The organism is Paraburkholderia sp. RL18-101-BIB-B, assembly GCF_046026985.1.
Lineage (GTDB): Bacteria > Pseudomonadota > Gammaproteobacteria > Burkholderiales > Burkholderiaceae > Paraburkholderia.
In genome coordinates, this window is the sequence record NZ_JARESV010000011.1 from 123,019 (window position 1) to 144,735 (window position 21,717).

General features: G+C 63.1%; 16 protein-coding genes. 7 read left to right on the forward strand and 9 right to left on the reverse strand.

The window, feature by feature from the left end; all coding sequences use genetic code 11:
* The first annotated feature begins 241 nt into the window (after positions 1–241).
* Positions 242–1,453 (forward strand): MFS transporter, encoded by a 1,212-nt coding sequence (locus P0D73_RS18365; RefSeq protein ID WP_132375953.1) that lies wholly within the window; start codon positions 242–244, stop codon positions 1,451–1,453.
* A gap of 264 nt (positions 1,454–1,717) precedes the next feature.
* Here P0D73_RS18365 and P0D73_RS18370 read toward each other — a convergent pair whose 3' ends face one another.
* The 4 genes from P0D73_RS18370 to aspT (P0D73_RS18385) all read right to left on the reverse strand — a co-directional run bounded on the left by P0D73_RS18370 (position 1,718) and on the right by aspT (P0D73_RS18385) (position 8,361).
* On the reverse strand, positions 1,718–2,941 hold the full coding sequence (locus P0D73_RS18370; protein WP_408178886.1) for a pyridoxal-phosphate-dependent aminotransferase family protein: 1,224 nt from the start codon (positions 2,939–2,941) through the stop codon (positions 1,718–1,720).
* A gap of 152 nt (positions 2,942–3,093) precedes the next feature.
* Complete coding sequence (locus tag P0D73_RS18375; protein WP_408283338.1) at positions 3,094–4,758, reverse strand: bifunctional aspartate transaminase/aspartate 4-decarboxylase; 1,665 nt, start codon at positions 4,756–4,758, stop codon at positions 3,094–3,096.
* A gap of 89 nt (positions 4,759–4,847) precedes the next feature.
* Positions 4,848–6,530 carry an aspartate-alanine antiporter gene (aspT, locus tag P0D73_RS18380; protein ID WP_132375955.1) on the reverse strand — a complete coding sequence of 561 codons (1,683 nt, stop codon included), beginning with the start codon at positions 6,528–6,530 and terminating at the stop codon, positions 4,848–4,850.
* 148 nt (positions 6,531–6,678) lie between these two features.
* Positions 6,679–8,361, reverse strand: coding sequence for an aspartate-alanine antiporter (gene aspT, locus P0D73_RS18385; RefSeq protein WP_408432415.1), 1,683 nt, complete (start codon positions 8,359–8,361; stop codon positions 6,679–6,681).
* A 523-nt stretch (positions 8,362–8,884) separates the two neighbouring features.
* Between aspT (P0D73_RS18385) and P0D73_RS18390 the strand changes: the two genes are divergently transcribed.
* On the forward strand, positions 8,885–9,883 hold the full coding sequence (locus tag P0D73_RS18390; RefSeq protein WP_408432417.1) for a 2-hydroxyacid dehydrogenase: 999 nt from the start codon (positions 8,885–8,887) through the stop codon (positions 9,881–9,883).
* Here P0D73_RS18390 and P0D73_RS18395 read toward each other — a convergent pair.
* Positions 9,880–10,497, reverse strand: coding sequence for a plasmid fertility inhibition factor family protein (locus tag P0D73_RS18395; RefSeq protein ID WP_408432419.1), 618 nt, complete (start codon positions 10,495–10,497; stop codon positions 9,880–9,882). The genes P0D73_RS18390 and P0D73_RS18395 overlap by 4 nt on opposite strands.
* Positions 10,498–10,589: 92 nt before the next feature.
* Between P0D73_RS18395 and P0D73_RS18400 the strand changes: the two genes are divergently transcribed.
* From P0D73_RS18400 to P0D73_RS18410, 3 genes are all read left to right on the forward strand, one after another.
* Entirely contained in the window at positions 10,590–11,414 is an 825-nt protein-coding gene (locus P0D73_RS18400) for a crotonase/enoyl-CoA hydratase family protein (RefSeq protein WP_408432422.1), read from the forward strand.
* Positions 11,415–11,606: 192 nt separating this feature from the next.
* Positions 11,607–12,773, forward strand: coding sequence for an MFS transporter (locus P0D73_RS18405; RefSeq protein ID WP_408432424.1), 1,167 nt, complete (start codon positions 11,607–11,609; stop codon positions 12,771–12,773).
* 73 nt (positions 12,774–12,846) lie between these two features.
* Positions 12,847–14,007: an MFS transporter gene (locus tag P0D73_RS18410; protein ID WP_408432426.1), complete on the forward strand. Its 1,161-nt coding sequence runs from the start codon at positions 12,847–12,849 to the stop codon at positions 14,005–14,007.
* Between the two features lie 198 nt (positions 14,008–14,205).
* On the opposite strand, the gene fahA is transcribed toward P0D73_RS18410, so the two are convergent.
* From fahA to P0D73_RS18425, 3 genes are read right to left on the reverse strand one after another with little or no spacing between them, the layout of a single operon-like run.
* Complete coding sequence (gene fahA, locus P0D73_RS18415) at positions 14,206–15,516, reverse strand: fumarylacetoacetase (RefSeq protein WP_408432428.1); 1,311 nt, start codon at positions 15,514–15,516, stop codon at positions 14,206–14,208.
* On the reverse strand, positions 15,513–16,859 hold the full coding sequence (gene hmgA / locus P0D73_RS18420; RefSeq protein WP_408432430.1) for a homogentisate 1,2-dioxygenase: 1,347 nt from the start codon (positions 16,857–16,859) through the stop codon (positions 15,513–15,515). The genes fahA and hmgA overlap by 4 nt, the downstream gene beginning before the upstream one ends.
* Before the next feature lie 34 nt (positions 16,860–16,893).
* On the reverse strand, positions 16,894–18,258 hold the full coding sequence (locus tag P0D73_RS18425; RefSeq protein ID WP_408432432.1) for an MFS transporter: 1,365 nt from the start codon (positions 18,256–18,258) through the stop codon (positions 16,894–16,896).
* A 352-nt stretch (positions 18,259–18,610) separates the two neighbouring features.
* Here P0D73_RS18425 and P0D73_RS18430 point away from each other — a divergent pair, with 352 nt between their 5' ends.
* The gene (locus tag P0D73_RS18430; RefSeq protein ID WP_132375965.1) at positions 18,611–19,444 is read left to right on the forward strand and encodes an EAL domain-containing protein; all 834 of its coding nucleotides are present in this window, start codon (positions 18,611–18,613) and stop codon (positions 19,442–19,444) included.
* Positions 19,445–19,482: 38 nt separating this feature from the next.
* On the opposite strand, the gene P0D73_RS18435 is transcribed toward P0D73_RS18430, so the two are convergent.
* Positions 19,483–20,268 carry an IclR family transcriptional regulator gene (locus P0D73_RS18435; protein WP_408178844.1) on the reverse strand — a complete coding sequence of 262 codons (786 nt, stop codon included), beginning with the start codon at positions 20,266–20,268 and terminating at the stop codon, positions 19,483–19,485.
* A 104-nt stretch (positions 20,269–20,372) separates the two neighbouring features.
* Here P0D73_RS18435 and P0D73_RS18440 point away from each other — a divergent pair, with 104 nt between their 5' ends.
* Complete coding sequence (locus P0D73_RS18440; protein ID WP_132375967.1) at positions 20,373–21,563, forward strand: acyl-CoA dehydrogenase; 1,191 nt, start codon at positions 20,373–20,375, stop codon at positions 21,561–21,563.
* Positions 21,564–21,717 lie beyond the last annotated feature (154 nt).

The window sequence follows — 21,717 nt, forward strand, 5'->3', positions numbered from 1 at the left end:
GGCTTATGGTGGTTGTGTTATTTGACCGCATTTTTTCTATTTTTGTTGATTATTTGCCAATTTGAGGAGGACAGTTTTGACGTACCCACCCGAAAAAGTGACCTCTGAAGAGGCTAAAACGGACCACTATATGGTTCCGGCACGGGGTTTTTGTTAGACGAATTATTAAGCAAGTCCTGCAAGAGAATCGGTTCCATGGGAAAATCACGTCTTCCCGCCGATTTCAAGTCTCGTTTTCCCCATGTCCACCGACTCAGCGACACCTCGCAGCGAATTTGCGACGACCATGCAGATCATTCCGGTCGTCTTTTTCACGTTTCTTTGCTATCTGACGATCGGAATTCCGCTGGCGGTACTGCCGGGCTACGTCCACGACGACCTGGGTTACAGCGCCGTGCTGGCGGGTGCGGCGATCAGCGTGCAATACCTCGCGACGTTGGCGTCGCGGCCGCTGGCCGGCCGTTCTGCGGATACGTTGGGGCCGAAGCGGACCGTGTCGATCGGTTTGCTGGGTTGTGGCGCAAGCGGGGTTCTGTTGTTGCTGGCTGTGCTGTGCGGACGCTGGCCGGTGTTGAGCCTCGGCCTCCTGGTATGCAGCCGTCTCGTGCTGGGGTTCGGTGAGAGCCTGTGCGGCACGGGGGCGATTCTGTGGGGTATCGGCCGGGTGGGCACGAGCAACAATGCGCGGGTGATTTCTTGGAATGGCATCGCCACTTACGGCGCGCTGGCAGTCGGCGCGCCGCTGGGCGTGGCGATCGAGCATACGGTCGGGTTTGCAGCGTTGGGAATTCTGGTCATTCTGCTGGCGGCGCTTGGTTTTTACCTGGCTCGTCCGATGGCGCCTGTGCCGATCGTGCACGGCGAGCGCATGTCGTATCGCAGCGTGTTCACGCGGGTGCTGCCGCATGGGATCGGGTTGGCGCTTGGCTCGGCCGGGTTTGGGTCGATTGCTACTTTCATCACGCTGTTTTATGCGGCTAAGCATTGGCCCAATGCGGCGTTGTCGTTGACGGTGTTCGGGACGCTGTTCATCGGGGCCCGGTTGTTGTTTGCCAATACGATCAAGACCTACGGTGGGTTTCGGGTCGCGATTGCTTCGTTTTCGTTTGAATGCGCCGGGTTGTTGATGTTGTGGTTGGCGCCTGAACCGCATATTGCGCTGGCTGGCGCAGCTTTGACCGGATTTGGGTTTGCTTTGGTGTTTCCGGCTCTCGGGGTCGAGGCTGTTGGGCTCGTGCCGCCGGCCAGTCGGGGGGCGGCTTTGTCGGCTTATTCCGTGTTTCTGGATCTTTCTCTCGGGATTACCGGGCCGTTGGCTGGGTATATTGCCGGCGAGTTTGGGTATGGGTCGGTGTTTCTTTTTGCGGCTGTTGCCGCTGCCGCGGGTGTGGGGCTTTCTACTTTGCTCTATTTGCGCAATGCCAAGGTGAATAATTTGCCTGCGGCGCTTTGAGTCTGGATGCGTTGTGGTACGGGAGTTTTGGCCTTTCCTTGAGTTCACGGTGGTCTATTAGCGTTGCCCCTGTGCGGGGCAATGCTCTCAACTTAAGCCCCATCCCATCAAGCGACGTTGTGCGCAAGATGGAAATGGGGCTTCGCTTTTTTCTCGGTGGCGGATCACTGCAAGCACCCGATTGAGGTTGTCCAGATAGCGCCGGATACGCAGAAGGCACGCGCCGAGGATGGGCTTGAGCGCGCCGAGCAGGCAAAGAAGAACCTACCTCCCCCCCGACAACCCCCTCTCCAAAGCCGCGACCCCCGCCGGCAAATCAACCTTAACCCCCAGATCCACCATAGTCCTCCCAAGCGCATGCACAGTGCGAAAGAGGTTATGTTCCCGACACTGCTCTCCCATCTGTCCCACGCGAACGATAGGCAATCCAAAAGACCCCGAAATCTCCACCTGATGCATCCGCGAAATATGCGAGCACACATCTGCCGGACTGAACCCTTCGGGCACCTCGATGCCAACAACAGAATTCAACCGACAAGCGTCAGGCGTATACAACCGCAGCCCCATCGCCGCGACCCCATCCTGCAGCGCCAACGAACACTTCAAATGCCGCGCAAACCGCTTCTCCAGCGTCTCGGCACAAACAAGCCGCAAAGCTTCGTGTAAAGCCAAAACGCCAGAAACAGGCGCCGTATAGTGATACCCCGCGTTGTGCCAAAAATTCTCCGCAAGCGTCGCATCCAGGCACCAATGCGCATTCGGCGCCGTGCGCCCTTTCACGCGCTCCCACGCCGCATCCGAAAACGCGATCAACGACACACCGGGAATCGACGACAACCCCTTCTGCCCACCCGTAATAACGGCATCGATCCCCCAGGCATCCATCTCCAAAGGCATCGTACTCAAGGTACAAACCGCATCGACGATCACCAACGCGCCCGCGGCTTTCGCCAACGCGGCAATCTCCTTCAGGTGATAATTCCACACCGTATTCGACGTCTCGCCCTGCACCACCGTCACGATCTCCGGACGCTCGCGTCGAATCGCCTCGGCAATCTCTTCGAGACTCGCCACCGAGCGGTCGGCAACATCGAGCGTGCTCACCCGCGCGCCGACGCGCCGGCCCATCTCCGCCATCCGTTCGCTGAAGAAACCGTTCTTGATGGACAGCACACGCGTGCCTTCCCACGCGAGGTTCGAGATCGCCATCTCCATCGCGGCCGATCCAGGCCCGGCCACGCCCAGCACCCATTTCGAATTCGTCTGGAACACATAGCGCGCCATCGACTTCACCTGCCCAATCACCTTCACCATCGTGCCACCCAGATGATTGATCACGATCGCGTTGGCCTTGGCCACCGCCGCGGGAATCGGCACGGGGCCGGCGCCCATCATCAGGAGCGGCTCTTCGGGAAGAATGGCGTCGAGCGACTCGACAACCGGACAGGGCACTGCGGAAGATGCGGATGTGAATGATGAAGTCGGCATGATGATCGGTACGTGAATGTCAGGACGCAAAGGAGCAAACGGCCCCGCCAGCATTGACGCTGGCGAGGCCGCCTGTTCGATCATTCACCGATCCGCGCGATTGCGCAAGTTTTTTGACTATGCTTGACCGCACAGCACGGCGGACAATCCCGTCACTTCACCTTGGTCTTATCAAGCTTCTTGCCCGTGGACGCATTGAAACGCTCGACATAATCTTCGATCAGCTTGCGCAGGGCGCGGCCGATCTGCCGGTAGTCGGACTCGTTCAGATTGGCCAGCGAGACGCGCCCCGACGGATGCTGAGTGCCGAAGCCGCGGCCCGGCAGCAGCACCACCCGCGCTTCGCGCGCGAGACGGAACAGCAGTTCGGAAGGCTGCGTGTTCTTCAGTAGCCACTCGACGAACTCGCGCCCGAACATCCGCTCGCCGAGGAATTCGATGTCGAGAATGGTGTAGTAGTCGACCTGATTCGGATCGTCGTCCTCGAACGAAATGCCGACCTCTTCATAGAGCGCCTGCTTGCGCTTGCGAATCAGCCGCTTCAACGCGTTCTTGTACGCGTCCGGCGTGTCCATCAGCGAGAACAGCGAAAACAGCACCATCTGTACCTGCTGCGGCGTCGACAGGCCCGCCGTGTGATTCAGCGCGACGGTGCGGCTGTCGGCCACCAGGCGGTCGATGAACTTGAGCTTGTCCGGCTCCGTCGTGATCGACTCGTAACGCTCGTGCAACTGCTTCTTCGCGTCCTTCGGCAGTTCGGCGATCAACCTGTCGAGCACGTTGTCGCGATGCGTCGCGATCGTGCCGAGACGCCAGCCGGTCGCGCCGAAGTACTTCGAGTACGAGTACACGAGAATGGTGTTCTTGGGCGCGAGCGCGAACAGCGACACAAAGTTATCGGCAAAGGTGCCGTACACGTCATCGGTCAGCAGGATCAGATCGGGCCGTTCCTTGACGATGTCGGCAATGTACTGAAGACTCTCGTCGTCGATCTTCACCGAAGGCGGATTGCTAGGGTTCACCAGGAAGAACGCCTTCACCTTCGGATCGCGCAGCTTGTCCAGTTCCTTCTTCGAATACTGCCAGCCGTTGGCCACGTCGGCTTCGAGATTCACGACGTTCAACTGGTAGTCGTTCAGGCGCGGAATCTCGATGTACGGCGTGAAGATTGGCATGCCGAGCGCGATCGTGTCGCCGGCCTTGATCAGGTGGTTCTCGCGCATCGTGTTGAAGATGTACGTCATTGCCGCCGTGCCGCCTTCCACCGCGAACACGTCGAATTCGCCGACGAACGGATGGTCGCCGATCATCTCGCGCCGCAGATACTGGCCGACGATCAGCTCGGACAGTTTGAGCATGCGGTCGGGCACCGGGTAGTTCGAAGCGAGAATGCCCTCGCACATTTCATACAGGAAGTCGCCGGCCGAATATCCCAACTGGTCGCGCACGTAAGACACCGCGCCGCGCAGGAAGTCGATGCCCGCCACGCCCTTGTTTTCGCGCAGGAACAGATCGAAGCGTTCTTCGAGGCCGTCGCGTCGCGGAAAGCCGCCCACGCCTTCCGGCATGTAGGCGAACGAGCGCTCCGATTCGCGCATCGCAAAGAGGCCGAGTTGCCAGAAGCCGTGGCGCGGAATCGTCGCGAGAAAATTCGGATTGCCGCGGCCGGCGTTGAGCATCGATGCGTTGGCGGGCCGCTCCACGGCGCCGCCGCCGGCGGCCTTGATCAATTCGTCCTTCAGCTCGAACGGGCTGAGCGCGGCCATACCTGCTTGTGCCATATCCGAGTGTTTCTTGTCGCCCTTCTCTTTTGCCATGATGCGTTCTCCTGAGCCAAGTGAAAGACGCCGGCGTGGCGGATGATCGCCCGATAAGCGCCGGCGTGAGAGATCGATAGACGCCCGCGCTAGACGAGCCCGACCACGAGCGGGCCGAGCAGCGTCAACGCGACGTTCGCGATGGCATACGTGATCGCGAACGGCACGGTCGGCACTGCACTTTCCGCCTTGTCGAGCACGCCGCCGAATGCCGGATTCGCGCTGCGTGAGCCGGTCAGCGCGCCGGCCAGGATGGCCGCGTTGTTGTACTTCAGCACGTAGCGGCCGAACAGCATGGTGAGCAGGAGCGGAAACAACGTGACGAACACGCCGAGCAGGAAGATCGTCATGCCGCTTTGCTTGACGGTGACCACGGCCTGCAAGCCGGAGTTCAGCCCGACCACCGCGACGAAAGCCGCGAGGCCGAAGTCCTTCAGCAACTGCGAGGCCGCCGTCGGCATCACGCCGTACATCGGGTGCTTGCCGCGCATCCAGCCGAACAGCAGCCCAGCCAGCAGACAGCCGCCGCCCGAACCGAGCGTGAGCGGAATGCCGCCCACGTCGATGACGATCAGTCCGATCAGCAAGCCCAGCACGATGCCGACGCCCATATAGATGAAGTCGGTCTTGATGCTGTACGGCAGCTCGTAGCCGGCTGCGTCGACGGCGCGCTTGGTGTCTTTCGGCGAACCGTAGAAGGTGATCACGTCGCCGTGTTCCAGCTTGGTCTCCGGCAAGATCGGCAGCGGCTGGCCGGCGCGCGATATGCCCTGGATGTAAACGCCGTGGCGCATATCACGATCCAGCACTTCCCGCGCGGCGGCGATCGTTGTGTGGTTCATGCCTTTGCGTGTGAACACGGCTTCACGCGTTTGCATAACCACGCCGATGTCTTCGACTGCGGCAACTTCGCCGCCGCTCGCACCGAATGCGACCACAGCCTCGCGGCGGCCAACAACCAGCACCACGTCATCGGGCTTCAACACCAGATCGGGCGTTGGGTCGAGTTGCTGCCCGTCACGCTTGATCCGCTCGATCGTCAGCATGTCCTGATGTTGCGTCTCGACGGCCTTCACCGTTTTCCCGGCGCTGACATCGATCTTGTATGCTCGGCCGACCATCTCGGGCAACGCGGAAAGCTGTCCCGGCGCGATGGACGGCGCACCGGAGGACAGCTCGCGTTCCGCCTGGATCGAGGCGTCGCGCAAACTCTGCCCCATGAACTTGGGCAGAATGTTCACGCACACGATGATCGCGCCCAGCGAGCCGAACACGTAGGTCACCGCGTAGGCAATCGCCACGTCCGATTGCAGCGACTTGACCTGATCGGCAGGCAGGCCGAGACGCGCGATCGCGTCGCCCGCCGTGCCGATAATCGCCGACTGCGTCAGCGCGCCGCCCGCGAGCCCGGCGGCGAGGCCCTTGTTCAGGTGGAACAGCTTCGCGCACACCACTACGGTGATCAGCGCGGTGACCGCCAGAAAGACGGCCATCGCAATCTCACGCAGCGTCTTGCGGTTCAGCGAATTGAAGAAGCCCGGACCGGAGTCGTAGCCGACGGCGTAGATGAAGACGGCGAACATCACCGACTTCACACCGTTGTCGATGGTCACGCCCGCCTGACTGATGACGACCGCGGCCAGCAGCGACCCGCCCACGCCGCCCAACTGGAACTTGCCGAAGTTGATCTGCCCGATGAAGTAGCCGGCTGCGAGCGACAGAAACAGCGCGATCTCGGGTGATTTCTGAAAGATGTGATGTAGCCAGTCCATCGTGCCCTCGCTGGATAGTTTGCGATACTGAGTACTGGGTGCGGCCCGCGCATGCGAGGCGCAATCGTGTCGCGCGCCACATGCCACATGCCGCCTGCCGCATCGACCGAACGTGGCATGGCGCGCCGCGTCCGGTACATCTGGCCGCCTAGTGGAATTTCCCGGCGAGGCCGACAACCACCGGCCCCATCAGCGGCAACAGAATGTTCGAGAGTGCATAAGTGATTGTGTAGCCGATCACGGGAGTGGAGTTGCCGGTGACGCCCACCAATGCGCTGATCGCGGGCGTGCTGCATTGCTGGCCGGCAATCGCGCCGAGCAGCATGGGCGCCTCGAGCTTGAGGAACATGCGGCCGATCCATAGCGACAGCAGACCCGGCACGAGCACCATCAGAATCCCGGCCACCGGCAACGCGAGACCGTATTCGCGCACCAGCTTGATGGCGTCCGGTCCCGCCGACAAACCCACTGCCGCGATGAAAGTGGCGAGACCAAAGTCCTTGAGGATCTGCGCGGCCGCCGAAGGCAGCGAACCGACCAGCGGATAACGCGAACGGATCCAGCCGAATAGCAGCCCCGACAGCAAACAACCGCCGCCCGTACCGAGCGCAACCGACACGCCGCCCACCCGTCCGCCGAGATGGCCGATCGCCATGCCGACCAGCACGCCCAGACCCAGATAGACGAAGTCGGTCTTCTGCGTCGCGACGAGCGCGTAGCCCAGCCGCTTCGCGCCGCGCTCCACATCGGTTTTCGTGCCCACCAGCGTCAGCACGTCGCCGCGATTCAGTTCGGTGCCTGGCAGCGCCGGCACCGTGCTCTCGAGCCGCGTGACCGCCGCGATGTAGACGCCGCGTCCGTTTTCCGGCGTCGCCTGTTCGCGCACCTGCGCGATGGTCCGGCCGTGCAGGTCGCGGCGCGTCAGCACCACGTCGAGCTTCTCGGCGATCACGAGGCCGAAGTCGGTGCCACTCACTTCGTCACCAAGCGCGGCAGCGGCCGCCACTATGGCTTCACGTCGCCCCGCCACGAGAATGACGTCGCCAGGTGCGAGCGTCAGTTGCGGTTCGGCCGGTACGTCCAGGCCGTTGCGCCGCACGCGCTCGACCGTCAAATTGAAGCCGTACTGCTGTTCGAACGCCCGAATCGTCGCGCCAGCCGCCGTGCCGACGAGAAACGCGCGGCCCACCAGCGCCGGCGCGGCCGCGTGCTGTCCCTCGCCGAATGCGCCGTCGCCGCCGAGCTTGCGCCACACGCGCTCGGCTTCGTCGCGCAGATTGACGCGCAATAGCAGCGGTGCGAACTGGCTCGTAAAGAGCACGATGGTGATCAGGCCGAACAGGTAGCTCACGCTGTACGCGGTCACGATATTGGCCTGCAGGCGGACCGTTTCCGCGTCGCCGAAGCCGAGCTTGGCAATCGCCTCGGACGCCGTGCCGATCACGGCCGACTCCGTCGCCGCGCCGGCCAGCAGACCGGCCGCGGTACCGGCATCGAGCCGCATGACGGCCACCGCGATGATGATCAGCACCAGCACCGACACGATCTCGACCACTGACAGCAACCCGTAGCGCCAGCCGCGGCCGATGTTGGCGAAGAACTGTGGCCCGCCGGTAAAGCCCAGCGCGAAGATGAACAGCGCGAACGCGATGTTCTTCAGATCGGGGGCGATGCGCGCGCCCGTCTGGCCCAACAACAACGCAACGATCAACGTGCCGCACACGCCGCCGAGCTGAATGGGCCCGACGCGGAACGAACCAATGAAATATCCGATTGCAAGGCTTGCGAACAGCGCGATCTCCGGTTGAGACCTCAGCAATTCACCGATCATGTTGGCTCGCCGATTAACGGGTTTATTGGCAGGAAACCGAAAAATCGTTCGAGAAACTCGAATTAATTTATTCGGTCCCCAGTATGACGCACGCATTACTCAATCGGCATAGCGAATGAGTGAAAACTTAATTTATGGCAAGGGGATGACGCGAGTTGCGCCCGGGATGATTTGTCGCACTGCAGCGGCGGGTATTGAAATAGTCATTCGATAGCTCGACTGTCACTCTTTCCTCGCGAAGTTGCCTAATGCCTTGAAAAGACATCGTCTGCTGATGGCCAATTATTACAGCATGAGTGAACATGCCTTTTCGAACTGCCTTTTTTAATTGATATTGTAATTCCGCAGGGCTGTCAATATTATTTTTAACTCGCGTCCGCCTACCTTCGCAAAAAATGATCTTTAGCAAAGGCGAATGGATTGCAAGCACCTGGTCCGTGAGGCTTACCCTATACTGGACCGTTCGCCTGCCGCGCCATCAGGCCGCTTCGTTAGCGCCGGCACGTATTCTTCGGAGCCCGACATGCGCATGATCCTGTTCAGCAGCCGCCAATACGACAGCGACACGTTCACCGAAGCCAATGCCACGCATCGCTATGAACTGCACTTCCAGGAGTCGCACCTCGACAGCGAGACGGCCATTCTCGCTCAGGGCTACGAAGTGGTATGCCCGTTCGTCAACGACAACGCTAACGCAGCGGTATTGGAGCGGCTTCATGCCGGCGGCACGCGCATGATCGCGTTGCGCTCGGCGGGCTTCAATCATGTCGATCTGGCCGCGGCCGAGCGTCTCGGCATCACGGTCGCGCGGGTGCCGGCTTACTCGCCGCACGCGGTCGCCGAACATGCAGTCGGCTTGATTCTGGCGCTGAACCGGCGCCTGCCGCGCGCCGCCGCACGTACTCGTGAAGGCGACTTTTCGCTGCACGGGCTGCTCGGCTTCGATCTGCATGGCAAGACCGTGGGCGTGGTCGGCACGGGCATGATCGGCCGAGTATTCGGGCGCATCATGGCGGGCTTCGGCATGCAGGTGCTCGCGTACGATCCCGGCAAGCCCGCCGACGATCTGCTCGCGCTCGGCGCCCGCTACGTGCCGCTCGACACTTTGCTCGCCGAATCCGACGTGGTCAGCCTGCATTGTCCGCTCGTGCCGGACACGTACCATTTGATCGACGGCCCCGCGCTCGCCAAGATGAAGCGCGGCGCGATGCTGATCAACACGGGCCGTGGCGGCCTCGTCGAAAGCAATGCGCTGATCGGCGCCCTGAAAGATGGCCAGCTCGGCCACCTCGGGCTCGACGTGTACGAGGAAGAAGGCGGCCTGTTCTTCGAGGATCACTCGAACCTGCCCTTGCAGGACGATGTGCTCGCGCGTCTGTTGATGTTCCCGAACGTGATCGTCACCGCGCATCAGGCGTTCTTCACGCGCGAGGCGATGAACGAGATCGCCCAGACCACGCTCGACAACGTCGTGGCGTGGCAGGCCGGCACGCCGCGCAACGTGGTGCGCGCGCCCGCTTAGGTGCCGCCGCCGGTGTTCAGCGGCGTCGCGCGGACCACGGTGCGCGCGTCGTCGGCGGCGCCGCAGAGTTCGCGCAGCAACGTCGCCTCACGCTCGTGCACTTCCACCGGAAACCAGCGCGCGCCCGCATCGGCCAGATAGCGCGCGCGATGCTGGCCGTTGCGAAACGCCACCACGCCTTCGCGCTCCAATCCGAACCAGCCCAGCAGACCCGGCGCGCGACGCGTCGAGATGGTCACGTACGGCATCTGCGGAATACGTGGGTTCTCTGGATCGAGAAACTCGCGAATGCCGCGCACCTTGCCCGAGTGCCATTCGGCGACCGGCTTCAGCACGTAATCGGTATTGTCGCGATCGGCGCAAGCGAGCAGCTTGCGCACGTCGACGAGGACAACCTGATGCCGCGTGCCGTCCGTGACGAAGACGCGTTTCAGGCGCACGTGGTCGTACCATGGATGCTCTTGCAGAGGCACGGTCCAGACCGTCTCGGCACAAGCCGGCGCGGCGGCTGACGATGAATTGGACAAGGGCAAAGGCAGGCTCGTTAAGCCGGCGAAAAGACGCCAGCGCATTAAAAGAGCGCTTACGCTACGAGCCGATTGTGTAAGAAGCATGACAGACCACGGTATTAATTACTCTGCATGAGCACACGGCTCACAACCCCGCACCCAGCGGGCAGACGCTGATGACTTCTACGGTGACAACGATGATAACCACGCAAAATTTCAATGACCACGTGCGCATCGAAGCTAATCAGGATATCGGCGTGGCGACGATCATCCTTGAGCGCCCTGCGCGTCGAAATGCCGTCGACCGTCCTGTCGCTGACGCGCTCAGCGCCGCGTTCGCCCGCTTCGAAGCGGAGCCGGCCTGGCGCGCGGCGGTGCTGTTCGGCGCGGGTGGCACCTTCTGCGCGGGCGCGGACCTGACCGCCCTCGCCGACGACACCCGTCGCAACGAATTGCATGCCGACGGCAGCGGTCCCGGCCCGATGGGACCGACGCGCATGAGCTTCAGCAAGCCCGTGGTCGCCGCGATTGCCGGTTATGCGGTGGCAGGTGGCCTGGAACTGGCGGCCCTGTGCGACCTGAGAGTCGTCGAAGACGACGTGGTGCTCGGCGTGTTCTGCCGGCGCGTCGGGATTCCGCTGATCGACGGCGGCACGATCCGCCTGCCGCGCTTGATCGGCCTGTCGCGCGCGCTCGACCTGATTCTGACCGGCCGCGCGGTGAGCGCGCAGGAAGCGCTCGGCTTCGGTCTCGCCAATCGCGTCGTCCCAAAAGGCACGGCACGCGCCGCGGCGGAACAGCTGGCCGCCGAACTGGCCGCCTTTCCGCAGGCTGCGTTGCTCGCCGACCGCCGTTCGGTGTTGGAAAACAGCATGCTCGACGATGTCGCAGAAGCATTGCGCCGTGAAGGCGCCGGCGGTTATCAAGCGGTTTTCGACGAAGGTGTGGCCGGCGCGGCGCATTTCGCCAGTGGTGCCGGCCGCCACGGCAAAACGCTCGGCCCCGGCGGTGGCAGCCGCTAGAAACGCAGCGAGGCTCGCGTTTGACAGCGACTTTCAGCAAAAAACAACATCCGTGTCGACGATCAGCAAGCCCGTTTTGACTTAGGTAGAATCCCCTACTGTTTTACCCCTGTACGGCGCACGCGTTTTCGCCCCGAAAACGCGCGCCGGCCGCGCGACGCTTCCCGTCGCGCCGATTCACGCTCCTTCACCATGCCTTTGCCCCTGCTTGCCCTTGCCGTTGCCGCGTTTGGAATCGGTACCACCGAATTCGTGATCATGGGGCTGCTGCCCGATGTCGCGCGCGATCTGTCCGTGTCGATTCCGGCAGCCGGCATGCTGGTGTCGGCGTACGCGCTCGGCGTCACCATCGGCGCGCCGATCGTCGCAATCGCGGTCGCCAACATGCCGCGCAAGAAGGCGCTGATGAGCCTGATCGGCGTGTTCATCGTCGGCAATCTGCTGTGCGCGGTGGCGCCGGGCTACGCGGTGCTGATGGCCGCGCGCATCGTGACCGCGTTCTGCCATGGCGCGTTTTTCGGCATCGGCTCGGTGGTCGCCGCAGGCCTTGTTGCACCGAACCGCCGCGCGCAAGCCATCGCGTTGATGTTCACGGGCCTCACGCTCGCCAACGTGCTGGGTGTGCCGCTCGGCACCGCGCTTGGCCAGGCGGTGGGCTGGCGCGCCACGTTCTGGGCGGTGACGGGCATCGGCGTCGTCGCGGCGGCCGCGCTCGCCGTGTGCCTGCCCGCGAAGATCGAAATGCAGAAGGCCAGCCTCGTCCACGAATTCAGCGTGCTGAAGAACTCGCAAGTGCTGATGGTGCTCGGCATCAGCGTGCTCGCGTCGGCGAGCCTCTTTTCCACCTTCACGTACATCACGCCGATTCTCGAAGACGTGACCGGCTTCACGCCGCACGCGGTCACCCTCGTCTTGCTGCTATTCGGCCTCGGCCTGACGGTGGGCAGCACGCTCGGCGGCAAGCTCGCCGACTGGCGGCTGATGCCGTCGCTGGTGGCGTTTCTGCTGGCCATCGTCGTGATTCTGACCATCTTCGCCGGCACGATGCATTCGGAGATCCCGGCGATGATCACGATCTTCGTGTGGGGCATTCTGGCCTTCGCGATCGTGCCGCCGCTGCAAATGCTGATCGTCGACCGCGCGAGTCATGCGCCGAATCTGGCTTCGACCTTGAACCAGGGCGCCTTCAACCTCGGCAATGCGACCGGCGCCTGGCTCGGCGGCATGGCGATCGGCGCGGGCGCACCGCTCACGACGCTGCCCTGGGTCGGCGTGGCGACCTCGATCGGCGCGCTGGTGCTGACACTGTGGTCGGTGTCGATCGACCGGCGCGCGCAACGCATGGCGATGGCGGGCTAACCGCCCTTCTGCTCGCTCGCGTCAAACCCCGCACAGGTGCGGATGACTCGCGGCCGTAGTAGCATCTCGGCCGATGAAAGTCATCTTCACCCGCGATTTCCTCGCTTTGATCCTTAGCGTCGCCGTCGTCGGACTCGGCAGCGGCGCAACGCTTCCCCTCACTGCCCTCGCACTCACGCAAGCCGGTTACGGCACCGACGTGGTCGGCCTGCTGACTGCCGCGCAAGCGGGCGGCGGGCTCGTCATCGTGCCGCTCGCGGGATGGATCGCGGCGCGTTTCGGTGGCCGCCAGGTGATCGTGAGCGCCGTGCTGGTAGTGGCGTTCGCCACGGCGCTGATGCAACTCACCTCGAACCTGTGGCTGTGGGCCGTCTTGCGTGTTCTGTGCGGCGCGGCGCTGATGCTCCTCTTCACGATCGGCGAAGCGTGGGTCAACCAATTGGCCGACGACGCCACGCGCGGCCGCGTGATCGCGATTTACGCGACCAACTTCACGCTGTTCCAGATGGCCGGTCCTGTGCTGGTGAGTCAAATCGCCGGCTTCACGCAGTGGCGCTTCCTGATTTGCGGGGCGATCTTTCTGCTGGCGCTGCCGATGCTCGCCACGATCCGCAAGACGCCGCAAGCGTCCGAGGATGAGCACGCGGCGCACGGCAGTTGGCGCCATGTTTTGCCGCAGATGCCGGCGCTCGTGATCGGCACTGGGTTCTTCGCGTTGTTCGACACGATCGCGCTCTCGCTGCTGCCGCTCTTCGCCATGTCGCATGGCATTACGAGCGAGGTGGCCGTGCTGTTCGCGTCGGCGCTGCTGCTCGGCGATACGACGATGCAATTCCCGATCGGCTGGCTGGCTGACCGGCTTGGACGCGAACGCGTGCATATCGGTTGCGGTGTGATCGTCGTGGCGCTGCTGCCGTTGCTGCCGTGGGCGATGACTTCGCCGTGGCTCTGTTGGCCGCTGCTGTATGTGCTCGGCGCGGCGGCAGGCGCGATTTACACGCTGTCGCTGGTTGCCTGCGGCGAGCGCTTTCGCGGTGTCGCGCTGGTGTCGGCGAGTTCGCTGGTGGGCGCGTCGTGGAGCGCGGCGAGTTTCGGCGGCCCGCTGGTGGCTGGCGCGCTGATGAAGGGCGTCGGGAATGACGCGATGGTCGGGGTACTGCTTGTTGCGGCGTTGGCGTTTCTGGTGGCGGTCTGGTGGGAGAGACGGCGTGCGCCGGTACGAGTCGTTGGTTGATCGCCGGACATTGGTTTAAGCGTTTCGGCGTTTCGGCGTTTCGGCGTTTCGGCGCTTCGGCGTTTCGGCGCTTCGGCGCTTGGGCGCGGCGCCACTGCATGATGATGACCCATGAATAGCAAAACGGGGAAGCCACGATAAATGGCGTCCCCGTTTCTCGTCGTGCACGTTGCGTGCGGCTCGTCCGCTATTACAGCGTTACTTCAACGCCGGCAAAATCTCCCCGACGCATGCGCCGAAACCCACACGATAACCCTCACCCTGACACCAGCCGGCCAGCGTCAATTCGTCGCCGTCTTCGATGAAACTGCGTGTGCCGCCTTCCTGCAACTCCAGCGGCTTCTTGCCGTTCCACGTCAACTCCAGCAGGCTGCCGAACGAATCTTCGGTCGGCCCGCTGATCGTGCCCGAGCCCATCAGGTCGCCCACGCGCGTATTGCAGCCCGATACCGTGTGATGCGCGAGCTGCTGCGCCATCGTCCAGTACATATGCCTGAAGTTGGTTCGCGCAATCGTGCTCGCCTGCTTCGCCTGCTGCGGACGCAGCTTCACTTCCAGCGTGATATCGAACGCATGCTCGCCGTCGTGCCGCAGGTATGCGAGCGGTTGGGGCTCCTGCGCCGGCTGCGCGACGCGGAACGGTTCAAGCGCGTCGAGCGTCACGATCCACGGCGAGATCGTCGTCGCGAAGGTCTTCGCGTTGAACGGTCCGAGCGGCACGTATTCCCATTGCTGAATATCGCGTGCGCTCCAGTCGTTCAGCAGCACCATGCCGAAGATATGCGCTTCGGCATCCGCGCACGCAACCGGTTCGCCCAAGGCATTGCCCGCGCCGATCACGAAGCCCGTTTCCAGTTCGATATCCAGCTTGCGGCACGCGCCGAACACCGGACGCTCCTGATCCGGCAGCTTCAACTGCCCGTTAGGACGACGCACGGACGTGCCGCTCACCACCACCGACGACGCGCGTCCGTTATAGCCGATCGGCATCTCCGACCAGTTCGGCAGCAGCGCATTCTTCGGATCGCGGAACATGGAGCCGACATTCGTCGCGTGCTCCTTCGACGAATAGAAATCGGTGTAGCCGGGAATCTGCACCGGCAGATGCAATTGCGCGTCGGCCTGGCGGATCAGCGCGCGGCTGCGCAGTTCGGCGTCCTCACGCAGCGTCGCGTTATCACGCGAGAGCAGCTTGCTTAACTGAATACGCACGCCGCGCCACGCGTCACGGCCGAGCGCGATGAAATCGTTCAACGCGTCGCGCACGAATACACTGTCGCCCGCACCCGACGTAGGCAGCGTCAGCAGACCCGCGCTTTCGAGCGCGGCCAGGTCGACGATGCTGTCGCCGATCGCGACGCCCACGCGGCGCGTCGCATTCAGAGCGTCGCTAAAGACGCCGAACGGCAGATTCTGAATCGAAAAATCGCTGGTCGAATCGTTGGCCGACTCGACCCAGCTTTTGCGCGACGGATCGAGCGTCGCCTGAAGATCGCTCGGTGCGTTCATCGTTGCTCCGGATTGAAGTGTTTCTTGAGACCTTGCCAGCACTCGTAGTAATGCGCCTGCAATTGCGCGGTTTCGAGCGCGAAGCGCGTGGGCTTGATCAGCGTGCGCGTTTCGAACATGAAGGCCATCGTGTCGGCGACTTTCTTCGGCGTCGACGTATCGCCGTGCGAGGCTTTCTCAAACGTTTCCGCGTCCGGGCCATGCCCCGACATGCAGTTATGCAGACTCGCGCCGCCCGGCACGAAACCCTCGGCCTTGGCGTCATACACGCCGTGCACGAGGCCCATGAACTCGCTCGCCACGTTGCGATGGAACCAGGGCGGGCGGAACGTATCTTCGGCTGCGAGCCAGCGCGGCGGGAAGATCACGAAGTCGATCGAATCGACGCCCGGCGTGTCGCTTTGCGATTGCAGCACCAGGAAGATCGACGGGTCCGGATGATCGAAGCTGATCGAGCCGATCGTGTTGAAGCGGCGCAGATCGTACTTATACGGCGCGTAGTTGCCGTGCCACGCCACCACGTCGAGCGGCGAATGGCCGATATCCGCGCGCCACAGATTGCCGTTCATCTTGGCGACGAGTTCAAAATCGCCTTCACGGTCTTCATAGGCCGCGTGCGGCGTGAGGAAGTCGCGCGGATTGGCGAGGCCGTTCGAGCCGATCGGGCCGAGGTCCGGCAGACGCAGCAACGCCCCGAAGTTCTCGCAGATGTAGCCGCGCGCCGTGCCGTCCGGCAGGCTCACCGCGAAGCGCACGCCGCGCGGAATCACCGCGATCTCGAACGGCTCGACGTCGAGGCTGCCGAGTTCGGTTGCAATGTGCAGGCGCCCTTCCTGCGGCACGATCAGCAATTCGCCGTCGGCGGTATAGAAGAAGCGGTCCTGCATCGAGCGGTTTGCCGCGTACAGGTGAATCGCACAGCCGTTCATCGATTCGGCCGCGCCGTTGCCCGCCATCGTCACCCAGCCGTCTATGAAATCGGTTGGCTCGGCCGGCATCGGCAACGCGTCCCAGCGCAACTGGTTGGGCGGCGTCGGCGGCACCTCCGCGAAGTTGGCGACGAGCCGCTCCGAAGGCAGCGGCGTGAACGGCTTGTGCACCGCCGCCGGATGAATCCGGTACAGCCACGAGCGGCGGTTGTGGCCGCGCGGCGCGGTGAACGCCGTGCCCGACAGTTGTTCGGCGTACAGACCATAAGCCGCGCGCTGCGGCGAATTGCGGCCTTCCGGCAAGGCGCCCGGCAAGGCCTCCGTCGCGAATTCGTTCGCGAAGCCCGACTGATAGCCCGGCTCGATTTCGAGCCGCGAACTGGCAGTGTTCGGCGTGCGTGTTTGGGTGTCCATGCAAGGTTCTCCGTTGATACTCGATCTCGTCATCTCATGCGGTCCGCGGCTCGGACGGCTGGCCGCGTTGGCGCGTCGCGGCGGCCAGCGCGATCACCAGCAGCGCGGAGCACAGCACCGGCAGGGCCGCCGCATGAAACAGCGCGGCGTTCGACCAGTTCAGCGCGATCAGTTGACCGCCGATCAGCGGTCCGATCACCGAACCGATCCGGCCAATGCCGAGGCTCCAGCCGATCCCGGTCGAACGCAGCGTGGTCGGATAGAAATGACCGGCCAGTGCGTTGACCGCCGGTTGTCCGCCGACCACGCAGAAGCCGCCCGCGAACACCACGAGCAACAGCCAGGGCAATGCATGCGCCACCGTGCCGATCGTGCCGACCGCCAGCGCCGCGCCCGCGAAACACACGAACAGCACGCGCACAAAACCAAACCGTTCAATGAACCAGCCTAGCAGCAAGGTGCCGACCACGCCGCCTGTTTGCAGCACCGTGCCGACAATCACGGCCGTGCCCGGCGAATAGCCGGCGTCGCGCATCACGGTAGGCAGCCAGTTCGACAGAAAGTACAGATCGATCAGGTTCATGAAACTGATCGCCCACAGAATCAAGGTTACCGGGCCGCGGCCGGCCCGGAACAATTCAGCGACCGGCGCGCCGCCGTTGCCCTTCTCACGCACGACGAGCCGCGTGTTCGCGTCGATCGGCAGCGCCGGGTTGAATTTCGCGAGCCAGCGCAACGCGCGCTCGCTGCGGCCCTTGAGAACCAGAAATTGCAGCGATTCCGGCAACGCTGCAAGCATCGCCAGCGCGAGCAGCAGCGGCACCGCGCCGCCCACCCAGAATACCGCGCGCCAGCCATAAGCCGGAATCAGCGCGGCGCTGATGAAGCCGCCGAGCGCCGCCCCCAGCGTGAAGCCGCACGACACCAGCATCATGCGCTTGACGCGATGCGCGGGGGTCGAGAATTCGCCGACCAGCGCCATCGCGTTCGGCATGATGCAGCCGAGGCCGAGACCGGTGATGAAGCGCAGTGCGATCAACGCGGGGATCGTGGTGACGAAGGGCGTGGCCAGCATCGACAGCGCGAAGAAGAAGGTCGAACCGATCAGCACCGGACGGCGGCCGATGCGGTCAGCCAGCACCGACAGCCCGAGCGCGCCGAGCAGCATGCCGAACAGGCTGGCGCTGAACACCGGACCGAGCGCCGCCTTCGAGACATGCCATTCGCCGATCACGCTCGGCGCGACGTAACCCATCGCCTGCGCGTCGAACCCGTCGATCACGAGGCACAGCCCGCATAGCGCGAGCAGCAGCAACTGGAATGCCGGGTGATGCGTTTCGCCGAGCACGCGCTCGACTTCGATCACATTGGCGGCGGCCGCGGCCGGTTTTGCACTCATTGGGTCGTCTCCTGATGCTGACTGGATTATTCGATGGTGGCGGCGCGGCTGAAACGGCCGGACAGCGCCAGTGGGCGGCGCATGCGCCGCGCGCACGGCACAAGTCACCCCGCCATCGCAGTCGCACTGCAATTTACGTATAGTAAAATGAATTATGATTAGTGAAATTAACGTAAACCCTCAATAACCATCTAAGAATCCCGGACAGCCAGTCGGCACAAGCGTTCGACGGATAACGTTATGAGCAATTTGTTCATGTGACGGCGGTGCAGACTGCTACCATCAGTGGATGCGGCAATCGAGTCGCGTTGCTGCGCGCCGAGCGCCTCACTATCGCCATCCATACGTCTACATGATTCCGCCGACCATCCCCAACCTCATTGCCCGCGCCGCCGATCATCCGTTTCTCGGCGAGCATCTGGTAATGGGTCAAGGCCTGCATCACGACGTCGCGCTGGCGCAATTCGACGGGGTCGAACTCGCCAGCGCCTATGAGCCGATCTTCGATATCAGCGTGCATGCGTTGGCGCAGTCACTGTCGTCGGGGGTCGAGGGGGTGGACCGTTTCGGCGATGAACTCGGCTTTCAGGCCGTCACGCACCGGGTCGAGGCGGCGCCATTCGACGTGTTCGATCCGTTCGACCGTATCGCCGACGATCAGGAACTGGTCGCGCTCGACCGCATGTCACGCGCGCTGCACGCCATCAATTTCTTCGGCGCGCAGCGGCATGGGTTGCTCTTTTTGCGCGTGCACGAGCGGCTGCTCAAGAGTGTGAAGTATGACCACGGGCGTCATTTTTCGAGCGTGCTGTTGTCGTTCGGATTGAACCCGTCGCGGGTGGTGATCGAGTTGCCGGCCGCGGCGGTCGCGCACAAGACGTTTCTCGGCTATCTGACCAAGAGCTACCAGCACTATGGGTTCAAGGTGGCGGGGAATCTGTCCAATGCCGGGCAGATTCTGTCGGTGTCGGAGACTGCGCGCCTCGACTTCATCAAGATGGATGCAGGGACCGCTTTGCGCGATGCCACGGTTAAACCGCTAGTAGGTTATGCCGGCCGCTTACGGATTCCGTTGATCTTCAACCGCGTGATGGATGAAACGCAGTTCGAGGCGTTGCAGCAGTACGACGTGCGCTTCGTGCAAGGCCCGTTGTTCAATGCGCATTATCACGATCGGGCGGTTTGAGTAGTTGAATCGACGCGTTGGCACACGCGCCGCCCGCTTCAAACCGTATCGCCCAAACGCCGCGCCAGCGCTTTCAGCCGCGGCGCGACGTTGTCACGAAACACATCCTCTCCCATCGACGACGCCGGCCCGCTGCAACTCAGCACCAGCCAGCGCCCTTCGCGCGGCTCGCGAAACGGCACCGCGACCGCATTGACATCGTCATGCCACGCACGGAACGAATAGCAGCAGCGCTGCGCGGCAAAGGCGGCGATTTCCTGCTCGGCGTCGGCGACCAGTTCGGCGCCGTCCTTCCCCGCCGCCTTCCTCAATTCCGCCAGTAACGCGGCGCGCACGTCGAGCGGCTGCACGGCCAGATAGGCGCGGCCCATCGAACTCGTCAGCATCGACAGTTTCGAACCGGACGCCAACCCAAGCGTCAACGCCGTTTCGCTGCGGATCGTCTCCAGATAAATCATGTCGAGCCCATCCCGGCAACCGAGCGAGACCGCCGCCCCCACCTCGCGCGCGAAGGTGCGCATGTGCGGGCGCGCGAGTTCGAGCGTGTCCGTGCCCGAGAGCAGCGCGAAACCGAGCGACAGCACACCGGCGTCGAGTGCGTATTTACCCAGGGTTTCGTCGAGCCGCAGATAGCCGAGCACGGTCAGCGTGTAGGCGAGACGGTTGACGGTCGCCTTCGGCAAACCCGTGCGTTCGACGAAATCGCGGTTGCCGAGCATCGTTTCGCCCGGCTTGAACGCGCGCAGCAAATCCAGCCCGCGTGCAAGAGCGACCACAAATTTGCGCTCGTCGAGCGGTTCGGAGGGAGTAGATGTCGGCGTCATGGGGTGATACACTCGGACGTGGTTTGCAAAACATTGTTTCGCATAGCGGAACTTAAGTCAAGCGCAAACACGTTTCCGTCAAGCAAGGAATCAGGAGATAAGCCATGGCCGAGGCCGCGCAGTTTCACTGGGAAGACCCGTTGCTGCTGGATCAGCAGCTCACCGAAGACGAACGCATGGTGCGCGACGCCGCCGCGGCCTACGCGCAGGACAAGCTGCAGCCGCGCGTGCTCGAAGCGTTCCGTCACGAGAAGACGGACATCGAGATCTTTCGCGAGATGGGCGAACTCGGCCTGCTCGGCCCGACGATTCCTGAGCAATACGGCGGCCCCGGTCTGAACTACGTGGCGTACGGTTTGATCGCGCGTGAAGTGGAGCGCGTGGATTCCGGCTACCGGTCGATGATGTCGGTTCAGTCGTCGCTGGTCATGGTGCCGATCTACGAATTCGGCTCGGAAGCGCAGAAGCAGAAATACCTGCCGAAGCTCGTCACCGGCGAATGGATCGGCTGCTTCGGCCTGACCGAACCGAATCACGGCTCCGATCCGGGCAGCATGGTCACGCGGGCCAAGAAGGTCGAGGGCGGCTATTCGCTGTCGGGCTCGAAAATGTGGATCACCAATTCGCCGATCGCCGACGTGTTCGTCGTGTGGGCGAAGCTCGAAGAAGACGGCAAGGACGCGATCCGCGGCTTCATTCTCGAGAAGGGCTGGAAAGGACTGTCGGCGCCGACCATCCATAGCAAAGTGGGCCTGCGCGCGTCGATTACCGGCGAGATCGTGCTCGACGAAGTCTTCGTGCCGGAAGAGAACCGCTTCCCGGAAGTCAGCGGCTTGCGCGGTCCGTTCACGTGCCTGAACTCGGCGCGCTACGGCATCGCCTGGGGCGCGCTCGGCGCGGCCGAAGCATGCTGGCACACGGCGCGTCAGTACGTGCTGGACCGCAAGCAGTTCGGCCGGCCGCTCGCCGCGAACCAGTTGATCCAGAAGAAGCTCGCCGACATGCAAACCGAGATCACGCTCGGCCTGCAAGGCGTGCTGCGCCTCGGCCGCATGAAGGACGAAGGCACCGCGGCCGTCGAAATCACCTCGATCATGAAGCGCAACTCATGCGGCAAGGCGCTGGACATCGCGCGGCTCGCACGCGACATGCTCGGCGGCAATGGCATCTCGGACGAGTTCGGCATCGCGCGGCATCTGGTGAATCTGGAAGTGGTGAACACTTACGAAGGCACGCATGACATTCACGCGCTGATTCTCGGGCGCGCGCAAACGGGCATTCAGGCTTTTTTCTGAAGGTTTTCTGAAGCGCGGATTACAACCATTTGCGATATAGCGATTGCCTCGGAGCCCGCGCGGCTCGATAAAAAAGCCGGTTCAATGTGAACCGGCTTTTTTCGTTCGACGCAGCGCGCCGTGGCTAACGGCCCGCTTCGTGGCGCATCAGCCG